17 protein-coding genes and 1 riboswitch (1 of these 18 cut by a window edge) are annotated in these 20,550 nt (G+C 32.8%); of the genes, 1 reads left to right on the top strand and 16 read right to left on the bottom strand.

The window, feature by feature from the left end:
- The 10 genes from dusB to pth all read right to left on the bottom strand — a co-directional run.
- On the bottom strand, window positions 1-946 hold the 5' portion of the coding sequence (dusB, locus tag MPTP_RS01265) for a tRNA dihydrouridine synthase DusB (protein ID WP_013773209.1). It extends 65 nt beyond the left edge of the window; only the first 946 of its 1,011 coding nucleotides appear in the window; the start codon lies at window positions 944-946; its stop codon lies beyond the left edge, outside the window.
- Window positions 947-962: 16 nt separating this feature from the next.
- Window positions 963-1,859, bottom strand: coding sequence for an Hsp33 family molecular chaperone HslO (gene hslO / locus MPTP_RS01260; protein ID WP_013773208.1), 897 nt, complete (start codon window positions 1,857-1,859; stop codon window positions 963-965).
- 248 nt (window positions 1,860-2,107) lie between these two features.
- Window positions 2,108-4,243: an ATP-dependent zinc metalloprotease FtsH gene (gene ftsH / locus MPTP_RS01255; protein WP_013773207.1), complete on the bottom strand. Its 2,136-nt coding sequence runs from the start codon at window positions 4,241-4,243 to the stop codon at window positions 2,108-2,110.
- Between the two features lie 91 nt (window positions 4,244-4,334).
- A complete protein-coding gene (hpt, locus tag MPTP_RS01250) occupies window positions 4,335-4,880 on the bottom strand; it encodes a hypoxanthine phosphoribosyltransferase (RefSeq protein WP_013773206.1) in 546 nt (181 codons plus the stop codon).
- Window positions 4,881-4,896: 16 nt separating this feature from the next.
- The gene (gene tilS / locus MPTP_RS01245) at window positions 4,897-6,324 is read right to left on the bottom strand and encodes a tRNA lysidine(34) synthetase TilS (protein WP_070209688.1); all 1,428 of its coding nucleotides are present in this window, start codon (window positions 6,322-6,324) and stop codon (window positions 4,897-4,899) included.
- Window positions 6,325-6,564: 240 nt separating this feature from the next.
- Window positions 6,565-7,032 (bottom strand): S1 domain-containing RNA-binding protein, encoded by a 468-nt coding sequence (locus MPTP_RS01240; protein ID WP_013773204.1) that lies wholly within the window; start codon window positions 7,030-7,032, stop codon window positions 6,565-6,567.
- Window positions 7,033-7,087: 55 nt separating this feature from the next.
- On the bottom strand, window positions 7,088-7,564 hold the full coding sequence (locus tag MPTP_RS01235) for an FtsB family cell division protein (protein WP_013773203.1): 477 nt from the start codon (window positions 7,562-7,564) through the stop codon (window positions 7,088-7,090).
- Between the two features lie 62 nt (window positions 7,565-7,626).
- On the bottom strand, window positions 7,627-7,902 hold the full coding sequence (locus tag MPTP_RS01230; RefSeq protein WP_013773202.1) for an RNA-binding S4 domain-containing protein: 276 nt from the start codon (window positions 7,900-7,902) through the stop codon (window positions 7,627-7,629).
- 398 nt (window positions 7,903-8,300) lie between these two features.
- Window positions 8,301-11,846: a transcription-repair coupling factor gene (mfd, locus tag MPTP_RS01225; RefSeq protein WP_013773201.1), complete on the bottom strand. Its 3,546-nt coding sequence runs from the start codon at window positions 11,844-11,846 to the stop codon at window positions 8,301-8,303.
- A gap of 49 nt (window positions 11,847-11,895) precedes the next feature.
- Complete coding sequence (pth, locus tag MPTP_RS01220; RefSeq protein ID WP_013773200.1) at window positions 11,896-12,462, bottom strand: aminoacyl-tRNA hydrolase; 567 nt, start codon at window positions 12,460-12,462, stop codon at window positions 11,896-11,898.
- Window positions 12,463-12,771: 309 nt separating this feature from the next.
- Here pth and MPTP_RS01215 point away from each other — a divergent pair, with 309 nt between their 5' ends.
- Window positions 12,772-13,746 carry an L-lactate dehydrogenase gene (locus tag MPTP_RS01215; RefSeq protein WP_013773199.1) on the top strand — a complete coding sequence of 325 codons (975 nt, stop codon included), beginning with the start codon at window positions 12,772-12,774 and terminating at the stop codon, window positions 13,744-13,746.
- A 229-nt stretch (window positions 13,747-13,975) separates the two neighbouring features.
- Here the strand turns inward: MPTP_RS01215 and MPTP_RS01210 are convergent, their stop codons facing one another.
- The 6 genes from MPTP_RS01210 to plsX all read right to left on the bottom strand — a co-directional run bounded on the left by MPTP_RS01210 (window position 13,976) and on the right by plsX (window position 20,448).
- Window positions 13,976-14,494 carry a transcription repressor NadR gene (locus MPTP_RS01210; RefSeq protein WP_013773198.1) on the bottom strand — a complete coding sequence of 173 codons (519 nt, stop codon included), beginning with the start codon at window positions 14,492-14,494 and terminating at the stop codon, window positions 13,976-13,978.
- Window positions 14,495-14,503: 9 nt separating this feature from the next.
- Entirely contained in the window at window positions 14,504-15,355 is an 852-nt protein-coding gene (locus MPTP_RS01205) for a chorismate mutase (protein WP_013773197.1), read from the bottom strand.
- Window positions 15,356-15,868: 513 nt separating this feature from the next.
- A complete protein-coding gene (locus tag MPTP_RS01200; protein ID WP_013773196.1) occupies window positions 15,869-16,612 on the bottom strand; it encodes an amino acid ABC transporter ATP-binding protein in 744 nt (247 codons plus the stop codon).
- A complete protein-coding gene (locus tag MPTP_RS01195) occupies window positions 16,605-18,227 on the bottom strand; it encodes an ABC transporter permease subunit (protein ID WP_375782332.1) in 1,623 nt (540 codons plus the stop codon). Before MPTP_RS01195 ends, MPTP_RS01200 begins: the two co-directional genes overlap by 8 nt.
- A gap of 198 nt (window positions 18,228-18,425) precedes the next feature.
- Window positions 18,426-18,597, bottom strand: a riboswitch (Lysine riboswitch).
- A gap of 471 nt (window positions 18,598-19,068) precedes the next feature.
- Window positions 19,069-19,311: an acyl carrier protein gene (acpP, locus tag MPTP_RS01190; protein WP_013773194.1), complete on the bottom strand. Its 243-nt coding sequence runs from the start codon at window positions 19,309-19,311 to the stop codon at window positions 19,069-19,071.
- A 132-nt stretch (window positions 19,312-19,443) separates the two neighbouring features.
- A complete protein-coding gene (plsX, locus tag MPTP_RS01185; RefSeq protein ID WP_013773193.1) occupies window positions 19,444-20,448 on the bottom strand; it encodes a phosphate acyltransferase PlsX in 1,005 nt (334 codons plus the stop codon).
- Window positions 20,449-20,550 lie beyond the last annotated feature (102 nt).

Genomic DNA, 20,550 nt, shown 5'->3' with positions numbered 1-20,550 from the left:
CCATTAAATTAATCATTTCTTGTTGTTCTTCTGCTTGATTAATGGCAACTTTAACCTTAGCAGCTCGTGGAATTCCTTTTAAGTAATACGCTGCATGTTGCCTAAATTCTCTCACAGCAATCTTTTCTCCTTTTATATCTATCAAGCGTTGTAGATGGACTTTCGCTATTTTGATTTTTTCAGTTGGTGTTGGCTCTACCATCAATGTCCCCGTTTCTAGATAGTTTGTTGTTCTATGTATCATCCAAGGATTTCCCAAGATCGCCCTTCCAATCATTACACCATCAGCTTTTACATATTCTAGCATTTTTTTAGCATCTTCTGGTGTTTTAACATCACCATTTCCTATAAATGGGATAGCCACATGTTGTTTCACCTCTTTAAGAATTTCCCAGTTGGCTTTTCCCTCATACATTTGAGTTCGTGTTCTTCCATGCATAGCAATGGCTGCTGCCCCTGCTTTTTCCGCTGCTATTGCATTTTCAATAGCTAGTATATGTTGATCATCCCATCCTGTTCTCATTTTAACTGTGACTGGTATATCTACAGCTGATGAAACAGCATGTATCATTTCATAAACTTTATCTGGATCGAGTAACCATTTAGCACCTGCTTCTGCCTTAATTACCTTATTCACTGGACATCCCATATTAATATCAATGATATCTGCCTTGGTATTTTCTTGAACAAATTGGGCAGCTTCAACCAACGTGTCTTTATCACCACCAAAAATTTGGATACTTAATGGATGTTCATTTTCATCAATATATAACATATCTAAAGTTTTCTTATTTCTGAAATGAATGCCCTTATCGCTAATCATTTCACAAACAACCAAACCAGCACCAAATTCTTTTGCTGTTATCCGAAAAGCAGCATTGCTTATTCCAGCCATCGGTGCTACAACCACACGATTAGGAATTTCAACATTTCCAATTTTCCACAAAAAAATCCCCCCTATCTTATTCGTCTTTTAAATTTTTCAATACTTCTTGCTTGAGAACCATTAATTCATCTTCTGTATAATGATACTTATTGCCACAAAATTGACAAACAATTTCTGCTCCATGGTCTTCTCGTATCATTGCTTCTAATTCTTCTAATCCTACAGAAATTAATGCATTATCAAATTTCTCTTTTGAGCAATTACATTTAAATTGTACAGGCAGTTTTTCAAGAATTTCTACTTTATCCTTGCCCAATATATCCTCCAAAATATTTTCTGGTGATTTTCCCTCATCTAGTAATTGAGAAATCAATGGCATTTGTTCCAAACGTTGTTCGATAAACTGAATCGTTTCCTCATTTGCTCCAGGCATGACTTGAATTAAAAAGCCTCCTGCAGCTTTTACCTGCCCATCTGGTGCTACTAGTACACTTAAGCCAACTGCAGATGGCGTTTGTTCAGAAACAGCTAAGTAGTAAGTAAAATCTTCACCAATTTCACCAGAAACAATAGGGGTTTGACCAGAAAAAGTTTCTTTCAAACCTAAATCTTTAATGACTGTAAAAATACCTTCATTCCCAACTGTTCCCATGACATCAATTTTCCCTTGTTGGTTCAACGGTAAACTAATATGAGGATTCTTAATGTATCCTTTAACCGTTCCACTACCGTTACTATCTACAATAATAGCTCCTGCTGGACCATTTCCTTGCACTTTCACTGTAAGTGTATCTTTTCCTTTTACGGTTGCTCCCAATAAAAGTGTACCAATCATCGTTCGACCAAGTGCAGCGGTTGAGTTAGTCCAAGTATCGTGTCTTTGTTGTGCTTCGCTGATCGTTTCTGTGGCATTCAATGCATACGCACGAATAGTTCCTTTATGGCTAATTGCTTTTATTAAATAATCTTTCATTATTTTCCCTCCATATCCCATCCAATAATTCATTCATCAATATCAGATAATACTAGTTATTATTTATTTTTTCAACTAAAGAGAAAAAATGCTAGTTACTGATCTTTTATTAAAAGTATTTAATAAATTTTATAGGATAAGCAAAATGTTAACTTATTGTCTTGATGAATTCCATAATCATTTCACCGAAAATAAAGTTTGGGCGTAAGATGCTATATCTTACGCCCAATAGTTTCATTCCATGCTTTTTATTTTTCTTCATCATTATCATGATCGTGTTTTTTCTCATGATCTTCATCTGATTGTACTTGTTGTTCTGTTTGGTTACTTTGAATTCTTACTTCTTTTGCTTCATCACTTAATTCTTTTTTCGCTTCATCAAAATCAGTTTTTTCTTCAGTTTGTCTTTGTGCATCTTTTTCTTCTAGCGCACGTTTTGCTTCTTCAAACGTCTGAGTTTTTTCACTTGGAAATTGATTTTCAACGACATCTTGAGGCATTACACCTTTTTCAAAGAGTGATTTAATACTACGAGCATCCAAAGTTTCATATTCTAATAATTTTTCAGCAATCAATTTATGTTGTTCTCTATGTGCCTGAATAATTTCATAGGCTTTTTGATGTCCTTCTTGTAAAATACGACGTACTTCTTCATCAATTTCAAAGGCAACTTGTTCAGAATAAGCTTTTGTCTGACCATAATCCCTACCAACAAATACTTGATGATTTCCTTCGTATTGAACTGGTCCTAATCGATCACTCATACCATATTCAGTCACCATACTACGTGCTAATGCTGTAGCTTGTTCGAAGTCATTAGAAGCACCAGTAGTTTGAACACCGAATATAATTTCTTCAGCTGTACGTCCACCTAACAAACCAACAACCTGTTCAAATAGATCTTCTCTAGTCATCAAGTTTTGATCTTCTTTAGGTAAAGCAATCATATATCCGCCAGCACGGCCACGTGGAATAATTGTTACTTTGTGTACAACCCGTGCACGACTTAAAACTAATCCAACAATTGTATGACCCGCTTCATGGAAAGCAACCATTTCACGTTCTTTTTTGTTAATGACCTTATCTTTTTTAGCTGGTCCAGCAATAACTCGATCTTCTGCCTCATCAATATCTGAAGCATCAATTTTTTTCTTATTACGTCTTGCAGCTACCAAGGCTGCTTCATTTAGAACATTTTCTAAATCAGCACCAACAAAACCTGGTGTTTGTTGTGCAACTACTTTTAAATTAATATCATCTGCAAAGGGTTTGTTTCGAGCATGTACGTGAAGAATTGCTTCACGACCCTTAACGTCTGGACGTCCGACAAGAATTTGTCGGTCAAATCGTCCCGGTCTTAATAAAGCGGGATCTAATACATCTGAACGGTTTGTAGCAGCGATAACAATAACTCCTTCATTTCCATCAAATCCATCCATTTCAACTAATAATTGATTTAATGTTTGTTCACGTTCATCATGGCCACCACCCATACCAGCACCACGTTGACGTCCAACTGCATCGATTTCATCAATGAAGATAATCGCTGGAGCATTTTTCTTAGCTGTTTCAAACAAATCACGTACACGACTAGCACCAACACCGACAAACATTTCAACAAAATCAGAACCAGAAATCGAGTAAAAAGGTACACCCGCTTCACCAGCGACAGCTTTTGCTAATAATGTTTTACCAGTTCCTGGAGGTCCTTCTAGTAAAACACCTGCCGGAATTCTGGCGCCCAATTCAATAAAACGTCTTGGATCTTTTAAGAATTCAACAACTTCAACAAGTTCCTGTTTTTCCTCCTCAGCACCTGCAACATCAGAGAAACGGATCCTATTTGCTTTTTTATCTGCTTCTTTTGCTTTGGATTTCCCAAAGTTCATCACACGGCCGCCATTTCCACCGCCACCTTGTTGACCCATCATCATATAAAAGAAGAAGAAAAGGATGAGAAAAGGCACAAAACTTGCAAGTAATGAAACCCATGCACCACTTGTCGATTGTTCTTTTACTTCTAAGTTAACGCCATGATTCTTAGCGCTATCTTCAACACGAGACAGTGTAGTATCACTTGGCAAAATGATCGTTGTAAAACGTTTTGTTGCAACTTCAGTTGAACCTAATAGAGAAAGCCCACTTGTCTCTTTAACTTCTTGTTTTTTCTTGTACTGGCCTGTAATTCGATAAACACCATTCGTTGGTTGTACTGTTATTGATTTAATTTTTCCATCTGCTAATTGTTTATTGAAAGTTGAATACTCAATATCGGATGATTGTTGATTGTTATTTCCAAAAAAGAAATAGACAATCATGACAATTGCTAAAACAATTAGCACGTAATATAGGCCATTTTTCATGCCATTATTTTTTCTTTTCATGCCTGTCCTCCCTTAATTATATGCATAAATTATTTGAAATTTAGTTATACTGTCCGCTTATATTGTAACATAAGTGATACAAAGATAGATATTAATTTGTTTGATAAATCTTAGGTTTTAAAATACCGATATAAGGTAAATTTCTATAATGTTCTGCGTAATCCATTCCATAACCAACAACAAATTCATCAGGAACATCAAATCCTACATAGTCTGCTGTAATATTCACAACTCTGCCTTCTGGTTTATCAAGCAATGTAACAATTTTTACCGATGCTGCTTTTCTATATTTAAAAAGATCAACCAAATAAGCTAATGTTCTTCCACTGTCAATGATATCTTCTACAATTAAAATATGTCTACCTTCAACATTTGTATCTAGATCTTTAATAATTTTTACTTCACCTGAAGATATAGTGGCGTTTCCATAGCTAGAAACTGCCATAAAATCTAATTCTAATTTTTCATCAATCTGACTTGTTAAATCAGCAATAAATGGTACAGCACCTTTTAAAATACCGATAACTAAAGGATTTTTATCTTGATAATCTTCTGTTAACTGCCTACCAAGTTCTATTGTTCTATCAAAAATTTGTTTTTTAGTAATTAGAACTTTCTCTATGTCTTTTTCTAACATAATTACTCCCTTCACTCTACTCCCTAAATTTAAAAAGGAGCCTGTAGTGTATTTTATCAGTTTCTGTTGCAATACTCAAATAAGAATTTACAAAATTAGGTATCCAGATAATTTCTTGATTCTTATCTGCAATAATCCAGACTTGATCACGAATTTCATTAGGAATTTTTCTATCGATAAATAACCTACGTAGTTTTTTTGTCAGCTTAGGAGCAATAGCTATCTTATCACCGGGCAGACGATGCCGAATGATTAATGGCAAGGATGTTTTTGCAGATATATTTAAAACTTTTGTTTCCCAAAACTTAGCCTTAGGTGGTATTGGAACCTTTTTACATGATGTCTCTAAACCCATCCATTCCTTATCAGATAAAAATACTCCTTCAAATAAATTTAAGTTATGCAGAGGGTTGGAATTTTTATTGATCAAAAATGTTGTTTCTGTCTTCTGATAAAGTTTTACACAGTTATAAGTTCTTATGAAATGCCAATTTGATCCAAATATCATTTTTGCTTGTGGTGTAGAACCATTCAATATTGTTAACGCTTGTTTCATTTGTGCTTGATTAATAAGAACATTCTCCGGGATTAAGATTCTTTGAAAGAAATCCATCAAAAAAAATAATTGAAATTCTTCAGTTTGCTTAAGTAGATCATCTAACTGTAAATACCAGATGGCATTTGATTGATGAACCCATTGATTAAAATAGGGTGTAATCATTGAATCAATCAATGAAGAAGCAGCTGTAATTTGTTGACTCAACCCAGCCATATGCTCAAGAAATTGCTTATTTTCCTGTTTTAGTAAAGGAATAATCTGATGTCTCATTCGATTGCGAGCATAACTATCTGAATAATTTGTATTATCTTCAAAATACATGATTTTCTTATCAATAGCATAGTTCCTTATTTGTTCTTTAGAAAAAATTAAAAAAGGCCGTACTAATTTTCCAATACTGAAATCTTGTTGTAATTGAATTCCTGCTAAATTTTTTAGTGTTGTTCCTCTTACCATTTTCATCAGCATTGTCTCTGCCTGATCGTCTAGATGATGAGCAGTCAATAGGTGGGTATATCTTTCTTGTTTCATTAAATTTGCAAAAAATGAATAACGGAATTTACGTGCTCTTGCCTCAATATTTTTATCTTTCGCCTCTTCCCAACTCGTCTCATAATAAGGAATATTCTTTTGTTTACAATAGGTACAAACATAGGCAGCTTCTTCAATAGATTCTTCTCTTATTTTATGATTCACATGGGCAACTGCAAAATCAATTGGTATTTTTTTTTGAAGTTGCTCAATAAGATGAAGAAGAACCATTGAATCTACGCCACCAGAAATGGCTAGAAGTAAACGATTTTTTTTTGACCATAATCCTATTTTTTCTCCTTGCTGAAAAAATGTATGCAACAATTTACTTTCTTCCTTCCCATCTTTACACATTATCAGTCTTACTTATGTTTTGAAAATAATTATAAACTAATAATAGTAGGTATAATTTTTTACTTCTTTTATTGAAATCAATTTATTTTTACAGGATTGATAAACCAATATTTTTAATTTGGTTATTGAGAATAATAAAAATAGAAGGGATGGAATTTATATTATTCCTGACCCTTCCATTATTTATATAGCCAAATGTATCGATATTACCTAGTTTACTAGTCATAAAGATAGATATACTTAATTTCGACGTCCACCACGTCCACCACGTTTGCCCTCTGTATTTCTTCTTAAAGAAGATAATCGATCATCACTATCCTTTAAAAATGAACTCATTAATGAATCAAAATCTTGCTTTGTATTTGTTGTAGTAGACTTGTTAAATGTTTTTTTAGGTGTTGATCGTATGGGTCTTTCAAATCTTTCTGATCTTTCTGGTGTTTCTGAACGTTCTCTTTTTTGTCCTTCTATATTTTCTTGTGCTTTTTGAATAGATAAACCAATTTTACCATCATTACCAACTGCAGTGACTTTAACAGTTACCTTATCACCAACTGTTAAAACATCATGGATATCTTTCACGAAACCATTGGATATTTCACTAATATGAACCAATCCAGTTTTACCATCGCCTAAATCAATAAATGCACCAAAATTAGTAATTCCTGACACTTTTCCAGATAGCTTCGCTCCTATTTCAATTGCCATAAAAAAAATGTTCCTCCTATTTTTACCCTATTAATATAATTTATATTGCAGTGATTTATTCACCAGAATTTTTTGCCTTCTCTGATGAACTAGACTGCGATTGATGATTATCCTTGGTTTGTGATGAATTACCTTTATCTGGTAATTCAGTTGTTCCATTTAATTCTGGAATTGTATAAATTTGTTCATTATTTTTAGAACCATATAAACGACTCCGTGCTAACTTTGCCACATAGTCTTCATTTTTTAACAAATCAACTTCCTGTTTTAATTGCGTGCGTTGCTCATCAATTTTTGCAGATTGATTCTTCACTTTCAACTCTTGCTGTTTAAAGGTATTCAATCGGCTATAATCACCTATCAACTGAAAACCAGAAAAAATAAAAATTATAAATGCACAGGTAAAAATAACAGCTAATCGTCGTCGTTTAAAAATTAATTGTTTCTGCCGTTTTTCATATTTGACCTGTTGTTCTTTTATATAGTCATTTGTTAATGAAGCTATTTTATTTATATCTTTTCTTTTCTTCATTTTCAATACGCCCGCTTTGTTTGGATTGTCCGTTTCATTATACCAACATCTAAGAATGATGTCTAATGTAATTTATCCGTACTATCAACTTTTGTCTCTGCTAATACCGTATACATTTTTTGTGCATCTTCTTTTTTAGTCGTATCACGAATTTCTTCTACTTTAATTTTTAAAATTTTATTTCCAAATTGAATGGTTATCTGATCACCAATGCTTATATTACTGGAAGATTTAGCCACCTTATCATTGATCTGAATTCTTCCTTTGTCGGCAACTTCCTTTGCTAATGTTCTTCGCTTAATAATTCGTGCAACTTTTAAAAATTTATCTAAACGCATACGTTTTACTCCTCTCATTAACTTTCATTTTTAATAAATATCACTAAATAGTATAATTAGTATTCAAGAACAGTGAATCATTTACACACGTAAATGATTCACTGATTTGTGTAATAATCGCTCATTACCAACTACTTTTTTCTTATCTTCTATTGTTTTATAGCAATTTGAATTAATCGCTAGCAATTCTAATGAATAAATAGTTATTTTAAAGCTATAAATATTACAAATTAATATATCTGTTGGTGAATATCATTTCTAGCCCAATATAAAATTTTGATAGTGAATTTAAGTAGTAATAACCGTTTAACCAATCTTAGCTATGAAGGAAAGAAACTATTATTAGATGAATGTTCCCCTCATTATTTCATACTTGTCTTGTTATATCTTTAAATTCTTTACTGTTCTATGTCACTATCAGCATCATTTAATTTTTTGTATTTTTCTTTTCTTAAAGCTTCCGTAAAAGCGGTAATTTCTAAAAGCCAAGTTGCTGTTTCCATCGATTTTGGAATTTTTAATAGGATCGTCATTTTTTCATTTTCAATAGGAAAATCGGCTGATAATTGTGTCGATGAAAGAGCAGAAAAAATTTGCTCAATGTTATATGTCTTTGTTCCTATTTTACTTAATGTAAATTTAACGACTTGTTGTTTTTTATAAATTGATTCAATCAATGCTCTATCGCCATCCATTTTAATTCTACCAATCGTTAGTAAGTGTGCAACCTCATCTGGATAACTACCAAATCGGTCTAACAAGTCTGTTTCTAATTCTTCATACATATCGTAATTTTCTAGCTGTCTAATTCGTTTATAAATTTCAATTTTTTGTCGCTCATCCGTAATATAGGAAGTTGGTAAGTAAGCGTCAATACCCAAATCAATTTCTACTGAAGTTTTTTGATCTTGAACTGTTTTTCCTTGCTTACGAGAAACAGCTTCTGAAAGCATCTGTGTATACATGTCGAATCCAACGGAATCGATAAATCCATGTTGTTGAGCTCCCAATAAATTACCGGCTCCACGAATCGAGAGGTCTCGCATTGCGATCTTAAATCCTGAACCAAGTTCAGTAAAATCTTTAATAGCTTCCAAACGTTTTTCACTTACTTCATTTAGTATTTTTTGCTGTTCATACATAAAATAAGCATAAGCAACACGATTACTTCGACCAACACGTCCACGCAATTGATAAAGTGTGGACAATCCCATATAATCTGCATTCTCAACAAATAACGTATTGACATTAGGTATATCTACACCTGTTTCAATAATGGTAGTTGTCACTAATATGTCATATTGTTGCTCAATAAAGTCAAAAAGGGTGTTTTCTAGCTTAACTTCTGTCATTTGTCCATGTGCATAGGCAACACGAGCTTCAGGGACTAATGCCTTGATCTCCTCAACTTTCTTCTCAATTGTCTCTACCCGATTATAAAGATAGAAAATTTGGCCACCTCTTGCTAATTCTCTTTCAATTCCTTCACGAATAGCTCCAAGATTGTTCTCCATAATATATGTTTGAATAGGGTAACGATTTGCCGGTGGCGTTTCAATGACAGATAGATCCCGAACACCAAGCATAGACATATGAAGCGTTCTAGGAATAGGCGTTGCCGTTAATGTTAGTACATCTACCTGTGCACGTAGCTGTTTTAAGCGTTCTTTATGCTTAACACCAAACCGTTGTTCCTCATCAATAATCAATAATCCTAAATCACTAAAAGTAATATCCTTTGAGAGCAAGCGATGCGTTCCAACAACAATATCTATTTGACCATGCTTAATCTTTTGAATTGTTTCATTTTGTTGTTTTTTGGTTCGAAAACGACTAAGTAAGCCGACCTCAACAGGAAAATCAGCAAAACGGTCGATCATTGTTTCGTAATGTTGCTGTGCCAAAATGGTTGTTGGTACTAGAAAAACAACTTGTTTATGACAGGCAATTGCCTTGAAAGCTGCTCGCAAGGCTACTTCTGTTTTTCCATAGCCGACATCTCCCACTAATAAACGATCCATTGGTCTAATTTTTTCCATGTCATGTTTAATTTCTGCAGCACTACGTAGCTGGTCATCTGTTTCGGTGTATGGAAAGGCATCTTCAAATTCTTTTTGATAAGCATCATCTGGTGGAAAGGCAAATCCCTTCTCAGCCTCTCTTGCTGCATATAGTTGAATAAGATCATCAGCAATATCCTCAATTTTAGTGGATACTTTTTGTTTTGTTTTATTCCATTCACTGCCACCTAGTTTGTTAATTTTCGGGGCTTTTGCTTCTGAAGCAACAAATTTTTGAATAAGATTTAACTGGGTGACAGGAATGAAAAGCTTATCATCGTTTTGATAAAGAATAGTAATATAATCTTGATGGATACCATCAACTTCTAATGTTTCCATTCCAATGTATTTTCCTATTCCATGATTTGCATGAACAACATAATCACCGACTTTTAAGTCATTATAACTTTTCAATCTTTCAGCGTTTGGAGTTGTTTGTCGATGAGTACGTTTTTTGGTAACTGTGTGGAATACTTCTTTTTCTGTAATCACTACAAGTCTTTCAGAAGGCAATTCAAATCCTGTTTGTAAATCTCCCTCAATAATTTGAACCTTTTCTGGCAATAATTGATTCCAGGTTGTTACAGCGCTACTAATACCAACGCCTTGAAATAATTCTTCTACCTTTTTAATTCGATCATTGGTTGGTATAAGCAAAATCACCGTTTGTTTTTGTTTTTGCCATCGATCTGTCTCAGTTTTTAATAGCGGCAGTTGTCCAAAAAATTGCTGCATCGGTCGGTATTGAAAATTATGAATCGCTTGAAAACGGAGATTGCCCATACCTTTTTGAAATAATGAAAAAAAGGTTGTTGATAAATTGACTTTTCTCAATAGTTCATGAATATTAACGCCAAATGTTTGTTCTGAGAAAATTTGCAATTCCTCAATTTTCATTGTTTGCCATTCTGCTTCTTCACGTAGAATTTCTCTTTCAGTTTCCATGATTCGTGAATAATCATCAACAAAAAGTAAACTATTATTAGGGAAATAATCTAAAAGGGTTGTTTTTTCTTTATATAAAAAATCCGTATAATAATGAGCATTTTCTGTCGGAATACCTTGTTCCCAAGAAGATAGTAATTGTCCAAAATACTCTTGTAAAATTTCTTTATCTGCTAATTCCTTCGTAATTGCAAGTCGCTTTTCTAGAATATTTTTTAATTCTTTTATGCCAGTTTCTAGATCAGCTTTTGAGAAAATCAAATCTGTCATTGGTGAAATAGTTACTTCATCTATAGTTTCAACTGAACGCTGGGTATCTACTTCAAAATAACGCAAAGAATCAACTTCAACGTCAAATAATTCCATTCTAATTGGGTATTCCGTATTTAAAGGATAAATGTCTACAATGCTACCCCGAAAACTAAATTCACCCGGTTTTCCAACAAGAGATTGACGTTCATATCCTAGTAAGACTAACTGTTGCGCTAATGCTTCTAAATCTAGTTCTTCACCTATCCGCCAATGAATTTGTGCATTTTTCCAAGTTGTTTTTTTTGGTAAATATTTTCTTAATCCAGCAACAGGAACAACAATAATACCTGTTTTTTTTGTTATCAAAAAGTTTAATGTAGCAACCCTTTCTGCACGTGCCTCAGGTGAAGAAAATGCCATTTCTGCCGAAATAACTTCATCTACAGGAAATAAATGGACTGATTCTGTTGGTATAAGATTTTTTAAGTCTTCTACCAATTGATTTGCATAATATAGGTTTGGCACAATAACCATCATCTTTTTTTTCTGCTGTATATATCCATTAGCCATGACTAATGTTTTTGCAGAACCGGCCAAACCAGTAATTAATTGACGTGACATGTCGGGTAAGTTTTGATTCCATAAATGAACCAATTCACTATTACCAATTTGTTCAATAATATTCATTTCCGGCTCTCCCTATTTCTCTATCTTCTTTTATATTTATTATAATGTATTATTTTCCATTAAATTGATTCATTGCATCAATAACTGTATGGGAACTACACATGTAAATTGCTGCATCTGCGGCAGTTTTTATTGCTTTTTGTATTTCTGTATGTTGTTCTTTTTTAAATGCACTTAGTACATGATGAATAACTGTATCATTATTTTCTGGTCTACTAATACCAACTTTTATTCTTGTAAAATCATTTGTACCTAAATGGGCAATTAAACTTTTGATACCATTATGTCCCCCTGCACTTCCTTTTGCCCGTACACGAACTTTTCCTACTGGCAAATCCAAATCATCATAGATAATGATTAAATCGCTTAAATTTAATCCATAATAATCAACCAACGGTCCAATGGAACGACCCGACTCATTCATATAAGTTAGCGGTTTGATTAGCATTATCTTTTCAGAGTCAATAAAAAAATCGGTAGTTACAGCCTCAAATTGGTTTTTATTAAAATCTACCTTATAACGAGTAGCAATTTCATCTAATGTAATAAAGCCGATGTTATGCTTCGTTGCTTGATATTTTGTTCCTGGATTTCCTAATCCCACGATCATTTTCATTGAAGTATTGCTCCTTCATATCTATTAATAGATTTCCAACACAAAATAGCTGAGCAGGTGACTTGCTGCTCAGTTTCTACTTGTTAAGTATACCATAGAAATAAAAAAAACGTATGTTTACATTCCTTAAAAATATAAAAACAAAGACCTTATTATTTAATTAAAATTTTAGATAAAGAAAATAACTAAAAACCGTTTTAAAAAAACAGATGCAAAAACTGTACTATTTTTTTATTTGAATCGCGTGACAAATAGTAGGAAGCATGGTATTATCAGAATTATATTAAACAAAGGAAAGGATGGATAGGAATGACTACTAGAAAAAAAGACCACCAAAAGGTAATCTTAGTAGGTGATGGTGCTGTTGGTTCAAGTTATGCCTTTGCTTTAGTAACCCAAAATATTGCACAAGAAGTAGGAATTGTTGATATTAATATTAAAAAAACAGAAGGAGATGCTATCGACTTATCACATGCGCTTGCCTTCACTTCACCTAAAAAAATCTATTCAGCTACCTATGATGACTGTCGCGATGCCGACTTGGTTGTTTTAACTGCTGGTGCTCCACAAAAGCCTGGTGAAACTAGGATAGATCTTGTACACAAAAATTTAAAAATTAATCGGGAAGTTGTTAATTCTATTGTTGCTTCTGGCTTTGATGGTATCTTTTTAGTTGCTGCAAATCCTGTAGATATCTTAACCTATTCTACTTGGAAATTCTCTGGTTTTCCTAAAGAACGTGTAATTGGTTCCGGAACTTCACTAGATTCAGCACGTTTCCGTCAAGCAATTGCTGAATTGGTTAATGTTGACGCTCGTAACGTCCACGCTTATATATTGGGCGAACATGGAGATACTGAATTTCCAGTATGGTCACATGCAAACGTTGCTGGATTACAAATTTATGAATGGGTAAAAAATAATCCTAAGGTTGATGAAGAAGCTATGGTTAACCTATTTTCCAATGTTCGTGATGCTGCTTATACAATCATTGAGAAAAAAGGTGCAACCTTCTACGGTATTGCTGCTGCTTTAGCACGTATTACACGAGCAATCTTAGATGATGAAAATGCTGTTTTTCCTCTATCTGTTTATTTAGATGGCCAGTATGGTCAAGAAAGTATATTTATCGGTGCACCTGCTGTAATTAATCGTCAAGGTGTCCAACAAGTAATTGAAATTCCTTTAACAGATTCTGAAAAAGATCGTATGGATGCTTCAGCAACTTCTTTAAAAGAAGTAATTGACTCTGCCTTTAAGCGTCTTGAATCAGAGAATGATTAATCTATTTATTTATACTAATTAATGAAAAACTGAGCAAGCTAAGTAAAATTAGCATTGCTCTTTTTTTATCTTTGATATTCATTATTTTCCATCAATAAACTTACTCATAGTTCACGAAAACAGTTCATTCAGTGAATAGTCATTTTAGTTGCTCACTGATGACAGCTATTTTATTATTTTATTTGACTAATTTTAGATAACTTTTGCTATTTATCAGGTTAAAAATTAATTATTCTTGATATAAAAAATTCTTTTGGACCAATGCCTGTTTAATTAATTCAAAGGTTTCTATGTTTTCACAATGAATGGTATGGAGGTGGATACCACCAGTTAAGATAGATAGTAGGGTAGCATTACTTTTTTGATATTTTCTCATAAACCTATCAATATCTTTCTGTGTACTTATATGAAGATTTCCCGTCAACTCTCCATAAAGTGGATGTTCTACAATGACATCAACAATCTCACCACCATTGGTTACGATTGTATGTAATTCTTCTTCTGTTTCCTCTACTCCATGTTGGCAGGCAATCTTACGAAAGATACCTTTTTTATTAAGTTTTTCACTTAAGATATATCCACGTGAAGTTGCTAAAATTGCTAATCCACTAGCTCTTAATAATGCAACATCACCAACAATAATTTGGCGACTAACATTGAACATTCTAGCGAAACAGTTAGCACTAATTGGCTTATATGCTTCAGTTAATTGTTTTAAAAGATTTTTTCTGCGTTGATTTCCGTCCATTAGTTATTCCTAATCTCCAGTTTGATTTAATTTTTTTTGAAATTCTTTAGACTGGATAAGTATAGATTGAAATATGGCAAGAATGCTCTCTTCATAATCCTTTTCAATCAGCTCTTCCCTCACTATCTCTATTACTTCACCTTCACGATTTGTATCTAAAATTGGTATTTTTCTTTCTTTTTTAATTGAGGCAATTGTTGAAACAATTGACATTCGTTGTTCTAATAATTGAATAATTTTTTTATCAATTTGATTAATTTCCATTCTATTTTTCATCAGTGGATCTTCTATTTCTGCAGTTTCAATTTTTTTTATCATTTTAGCAGGATTACCACCAATGACACAATCAGCTGGAAATGATTTAGTTACAACCGATCCAGCAGCAACTACTACATTATCTCCAAGCTTAACTCCAGGTATTATGATAGTGCCGCCACCAAGCCAGACATTGTTTCCAATAGTAATAGGTTTACCATATTCAAGGCCCTTATTTCTTTCCTGAAATTCCAATGGATGGGCTGCTGTATATAATTGAACATTTGGGCCAAACATACAATTGTCTCCTATGTAAATCGGACAAACATCTAAAAAAATATTGTTGAAATTAGCATAAAAATCTTTGCCAACATGAATATTAAAGCCGTAATCAAAACTAAATGTTGGCTCTATAGTGATCCTACCCTCAGAAGATCCAAATGTTTGTTTCAATAATTGGGAACGCTTAGAGCGATCTTTTTCTCCATTGATCAATGTCATTTGTTTCCTTGCAAGTTTTCGATCTGAAATCAATTCGGTAGCGCCAGCATCATATAATTCTCCAGCTATCATTTTTTGTTTTTCCGTTTTCATTGTCTCCACCATTGCATTCTCCTGTCTATCTAGTTATATAGATTATTAAGCATTAACCAAAAACCAAAATCATTTATTTTGTTTAAATTATAGCATATTCTAAGAAAAGGTAATCTATTCAATCACTCAACTTATTCAGATATTCTGCAATTTTTTGAATAAAATCTTATGATCAATTGACTATTTTTATCCAATATAACACTGAATTGTTTCAGATATTTATCACTTGATTGAAAAATAACTTAAATTAAAAAAGTAATTTATCTTCATTAAATTTTTGTATCTAAGATAAATTACGCAGAAGCTATGTTTCCTTAATGATCCATCCTTTAATTAATAGAATGGCTTCTTTTAAAAACATTTATATTGATGAATATTTTATTAATTTATCTTATCTCAATAATCATCTTGTGAAAAAGAATAAACAGAAATACATAAATAATTGATAATCCGATTATTTATGTATTTCTGTTTATTTAAGCAAGATAGCTAACAAAGTGAAGAGGTTAGAGAGATTCTGTATTTTTAGTTTTCTTTAGGTAAAATTCTGTGTAAGAATTCTTTGGTACGCGTCTCTTTTGGTTGGCCAAAAATCATTTCTGGCGTTCCTTCTTCGGCAATCACACCAGAATCCATAAAGATTACACGATCAGAAACATCTCTAGCAAATTCCATTTCATGAGTTACAATAATTAATGTTAGCCCAGTACATGCTAAACTTTTTATCGTTTTTAATACTTCATTTACCATCTCTGGATCAAGCGCTGAAGTAGGCTCATCGAATAATAAAACATCAGGATTCATAGAAAGTGCACGTGCAATAGCTACACGTTGCTGTTGCCCGCCAGAAAGTTGTGTAGGTTTTGCATCAACAAAAGGAGCCATACCCACTTTTTCTAAATTTTCTAAGGCGATTTGTTTCGCCTCTTCTTTTGAACGTTTTAAAACAGTTAGTTGACCACTTGTACAATTTTCCAAAACATTCATATTACTAAATAAATTAAATTGCTGAAAAACCATTCCAAGGTGTGTACGATACTTTGGCAAATTATATTGCTTGTCTAAAACATTCTCATTTTTATAAAAGATCTTTCCGGCTGTTGGTTTTTCTAATAGGTTGATACAACGTAATAAAGTAGATTTGCCAGAACCAGAAGAACCAATAATAGTGACCACTTCACCTTTATTAATCAATAAATTAATATTTTTTAATACTTCATTCTCACCAAAACTTTTTTTTAACTGTTCTATTTTTATTATTTCACTCATTGATTTTATCTTCCTCTCCATTTGACTGTTGTATCTGTATTTGATCGGCATAAGGTGTATAGTTTTTAGGACCATCCATATGTTTTTCAACCAAACGTAAAATACGTGTAACAATAAAAGTCATAATAAAGTAGATGACACAAATAATGAAATAAGTAGGGAAAAATTGGTAAGTCGCACCAGCAGCAGACTTTCCTTGGAAAAACAACTCTGAAACTGAAATAATACTTAGTACTGATGTATCTTTGATATTAATGACGAACTCATTACCAGTAGCTGGCATAATATTACGAATCACTTGTGGTAGAATCACTTTACACATGGTTTGACCATGTGTCATACCAATGGCTTGAGCTGCTTCAAATTGTCCTGAGTCAATGGCAAAAATACCTCCACGAACAATTTCTGACATATAGGCACCTGTATTAACAGAGACGATGACAAGGGCTGCTAACGTTCTGTTTACATCTATACCAAATGCTTGTGCAGAACCATAATAGATAACTGCAGCTTGAACAATCATTGGTGTCCCGCGGAAGATTTCTATATAAGCAAATAATAAAGCATTGACACACTTAACAAATCCTCGTTTGATTGGTGCTTCTGGTTCATTCATTGTACGAAACATTCCAATCAATAAACCAATTGTTGTTCCAATTATGGTTCCAATTAAAGCTAAGAAAAGTGTCATACCGGCACCACGTGCAAACATCGAGCCATATTGTTTTAAAATATTAATAATTACATGATTATTACCTACCTGGTTGTCTTTTGTGTTTTCTTTAGCCGCTGGTTGATTTTTAATCGCCTTATTCATAATCTGCATACGTTCTTTTTGAGAAATACCTGCCAAGATATTATTAATTGTTGCTAATTTTTCATCGCCTTTTTTTAATCCAATAGAAATAGCTGTATCTTCTGGATTTGTTTTAAAACCATGTTTTTCATCAAATACAAGCATTTTAAAATTAGGATTAACACGTTCAGCAGTAATCGCCTCTGGTTTTTCAGTTACATACCCATCAATGGTTCCTGATGATAAGGCAACACGCATTGCTGGAAAATTATCCATCGCAGGTTGTTTTTTCACCTGAGGAATTTGATCAATCACGTTATAGTGAAATGTATTGAGTTGTCCAGTAATTCGAGCCTTTGCAAGATCTTTTAATTCAACCGCTTTTGCAAATTGACTATTTTTACGAACCAATAAAACAAGTTGAGATTTATAATAAACATTCGTAAAGTCTACTTCTTTTTTTCGCTTTGCTGTTGGTGTCATTCCTGCAATAATTGCATCAATTTTACCTGAAGTTAATGCAGGTGGTAATCCATCCCATTCCGTTTTAACAATGACTAATTTTTTATTTAATTTTTTTGCAACAATTTTTGCAATTTCAACATCATAACCACCAGCATATTCCTTATCTCCTTCAATAGCTACAGCACCATTTTTTTCTGTACCTTGTGTCCAATTGAATGGTGCATAACCAGCCTCCATTCCGACACGTAATTCTCCATCTGTTGCTTTTTCTGCCGAAGCAGCTGTTGCATGACTAAAAATTAGTCCAAACAATAAAACGATCAACAATTGAAAAGCCCATCTTTTCTTATTCACGTCTTTTCTTTCCTTTCTTTTATTCTCTACAATAAAATGCAATAAGTTGTTGTTGAAGTAAGCATACAGATTAGAGGTATTTATCATTATTAATATATATGGTTATGATCATTAACGACAAATTCGCTTACAGTATTAAACAAAAAAGCAGCCTAACGGATGTTAGGCTGCTGATATTGAATAGATGAAATCCTTCAACAAATATATAGCGCAACTTAGCATCTCTACTAAGACAGTCCATAAGCTATTCACTTATGTCCCAATAGACAATAGGGAGGCTATTATCTATTTCGGCGATTTTTCCTAGACTTGCTTCTTTGTGTCCTCTCACTCCACAAGCTTAATAAAAATCGCAACCTCTACCTCAATTTGAAGTATTATTTAATTATTTAATTGCCACTTAGTATAACTTAGAATAATTCAGAAAGCAAATATTATTTTATATCTATTCATATTTATTAAAATTAAAAGAAGATGTATTGATTTTGATGCAAATTAACTATTTAAAATTAAATTTTACCTATTTAAAATATTTTTTAGTAATTAAAAAGACTGCTTCACTTGATTTCCAACATTTCAACTTATCTTAATATAAGAAAAAGTTTATTACTTTTTTAAAATATATGTGGCTTAATAATAACCCTATAAATTAGCTTAAATAGAATATTTTTCAACAAACAAGCATTTATGAATTTAAAATATAACTAGGTATTTGATAAAAAAAGATATCCTATTATTATAAACTAACCTATAAAATAATTTTAGTCATGTAAATATAACAAAAAAAGACAAAGAGCAAGCAAATTCTTTTGTCTTTCCTTTTATCTATTTAATTAATTAATTATTTTGTATGATTTACAATATAATCTACCGCAGCGCTCACTGTTTCAATCTTTTCTGCATCTTCATCAGAAATCTCAATTCCAAATTCATCTTCCAATTCTAAAACAAATTCCATAACACTAATTGAATCAGCATTTAAATCATCTTTTATACTTAATTCATTAGTTACTTTATCTGATTCAATGTTAAAGTGATTTGAGATAATCTCCGCTATCTGTTTAAATACTTCCTCATGAGTCAACTTCATTCACCTCCACTGCGTAAAAACTTTTTCTTTCTGACATAACTAAATTCTACTCTCATATTTTACTGATAAATCAATTATTTGTCTATCTTTTTTTATTTTAACGAATCAATAACTAAAGTCAATTCATTAGCTAGCTGGTTTATTCTCAAAATAAGAAACAAGTTGGGGAACAACATCTGTTTGTAGCATTGTACGTATCTGATGGATTGTATAGCGAACTGCTTTGGCTTCTGTAGCTCCATGTGTTTTGATCACAGGTGCCTTTAATCCAAACAATACTGCACCACCATATTTAGAATAATCCATTTCATTCTTCATACTACCGAGAGCATTTTTAAGCAGTACTGCTCCCATCTTGCCTTTGATACCTTCTGATAAAATGGAAGATTTAAATAGACTCATTAAATTCAAAGCTGTTCCTTCAAATGATTTTAATACCGCATTGCCTGTAAAGCCATCTGTTACAACTACATCAGCAACACCATTTAGAAGATCTCTCGCTTCAACATTTCCAATAAAATTAAGACTCGTTTCATTTGATAATAAATGAAATGCTGCTTTTGTTAATTCACTACCTTTTGTTTCCTCTGTACCATTATTTAGTAAACCAATTCGTGGATTTTCTACACCACGTACATTTTTTACATAAAATGAACCCAAGATACCATATTGCAATAGGTGTTCAGGTCGATTATCAGCATTAGCACCTAAATCTAACATATCAAAACCAGTATCTTTTTTTCCAATTACTGGTAGTGTAGACATCAGTCCAGGTCGTTCTATATTTTTTATACGTCCAACAATAAACAAACCAGCTGCCAACAATGCTCCTGTATTCCCAGCTGAAAAAATTGCATCTGCTTCGCCATTTTTAACTGCTTGTGCGGCTAATACCATAGAAGCAGTTTTTTTTCTACGAACTGCCTTGACTGGTTCGTCATCACTAGCAATTTTTTCATCTGTATGGATAATCTTGATATTTGTTTCGTCTGTTATGTATTTTTTTATTTCTGTTTCACGGCCGTATAATTGAAATTCAATATCTGGAAAGTCTTTCCTAGCTAACATGACACCTTCAATAATTGCTTTAGGTGCATTATCTCCGCCCATTGCATCTACTGCAATTTTCATCAGAACATTTCCTCCCTACATTTTTTTCATTGTCAGTATATCATAAATTCAATAGATGGGCGAGCCGGCCTGTAAGAATTTCCTATTTTTAAAACCCATTTT

Origin of the sequence: Melissococcus plutonius ATCC 35311 (assembly GCF_000270185.1) — a bacterium.
Taxonomy (GTDB): Bacteria; Bacillota; Bacilli; order Lactobacillales; family Enterococcaceae; genus Melissococcus; species Melissococcus plutonius.
The sequence above is the reverse complement of the archived record's forward strand: the minus strand, read 5'-3'. Positions and strand labels throughout refer to the sequence as shown.

Bases quoted from the DNA above. Each gene is read 5' to 3' on its own strand.
- MPTP_RS01240 (WP_013773204.1), bottom strand. From the start codon at position 7,032: ATGGCAATTGAAATAGGAGCGAAGCTATCTGGAAAAGTGTCAGGAATT.
- MPTP_RS01205 (WP_013773197.1), bottom strand. From the start codon at position 15,355: ATGGTGGAGACAATGAAAACGGAAAAACAAAAAATGATAGCTGGAGAA.
- MPTP_RS01210 (WP_013773198.1), bottom strand. From the start codon at position 14,494: ATGGACGGAAATCAACGCAGAAAAAATCTTTTAAAACAATTAACTGAA.
- pth (WP_013773200.1), bottom strand. From the start codon at position 12,462: ATGAAAATGATCGTGGGATTAGGAAATCCAGGAACAAAATATCAAGCA.
- tilS (WP_070209688.1), bottom strand. From the start codon at position 6,324: ATGTGTAAAGATGGGAAGGAAGAAAGTAAATTGTTGCATACATTTTTT.
- MPTP_RS01235 (WP_013773203.1), bottom strand. From the start codon at position 7,564: ATGAAGAAAAGAAAAGATATAAATAAAATAGCTTCATTAACAAATGAC.
- MPTP_RS01200 (WP_013773196.1), bottom strand. From the start codon at position 16,612: ATGAGTGAAATAATAAAAATAGAACAGTTAAAAAAAAGTTTTGGTGAG.
- MPTP_RS01230 (WP_013773202.1), bottom strand. From the start codon at position 7,902: ATGCGTTTAGATAAATTTTTAAAAGTTGCACGAATTATTAAGCGAAGA.
- MPTP_RS01215 (WP_013773199.1), top strand. From the start codon at position 12,772: ATGACTACTAGAAAAAAAGACCACCAAAAGGTAATCTTAGTAGGTGAT.
- hslO (WP_013773208.1), bottom strand. From the start codon at position 1,859: ATGAAAGATTATTTAATAAAAGCAATTAGCCATAAAGGAACTATTCGT.
- mfd (WP_013773201.1), bottom strand. From the start codon at position 11,846: ATGAATATTATTGAACAAATTGGTAATAGTGAATTGGTTCATTTATGG.
- plsX (WP_013773193.1), bottom strand. From the start codon at position 20,448: ATGAAAATTGCAGTAGATGCAATGGGCGGAGATAATGCACCTAAAGCA.
- ftsH (WP_013773207.1), bottom strand. From the start codon at position 4,243: ATGAAAAGAAAAAATAATGGCATGAAAAATGGCCTATATTACGTGCTA.
- hpt (WP_013773206.1), bottom strand. From the start codon at position 4,880: ATGTTAGAAAAAGACATAGAGAAAGTTCTAATTACTAAAAAACAAATT.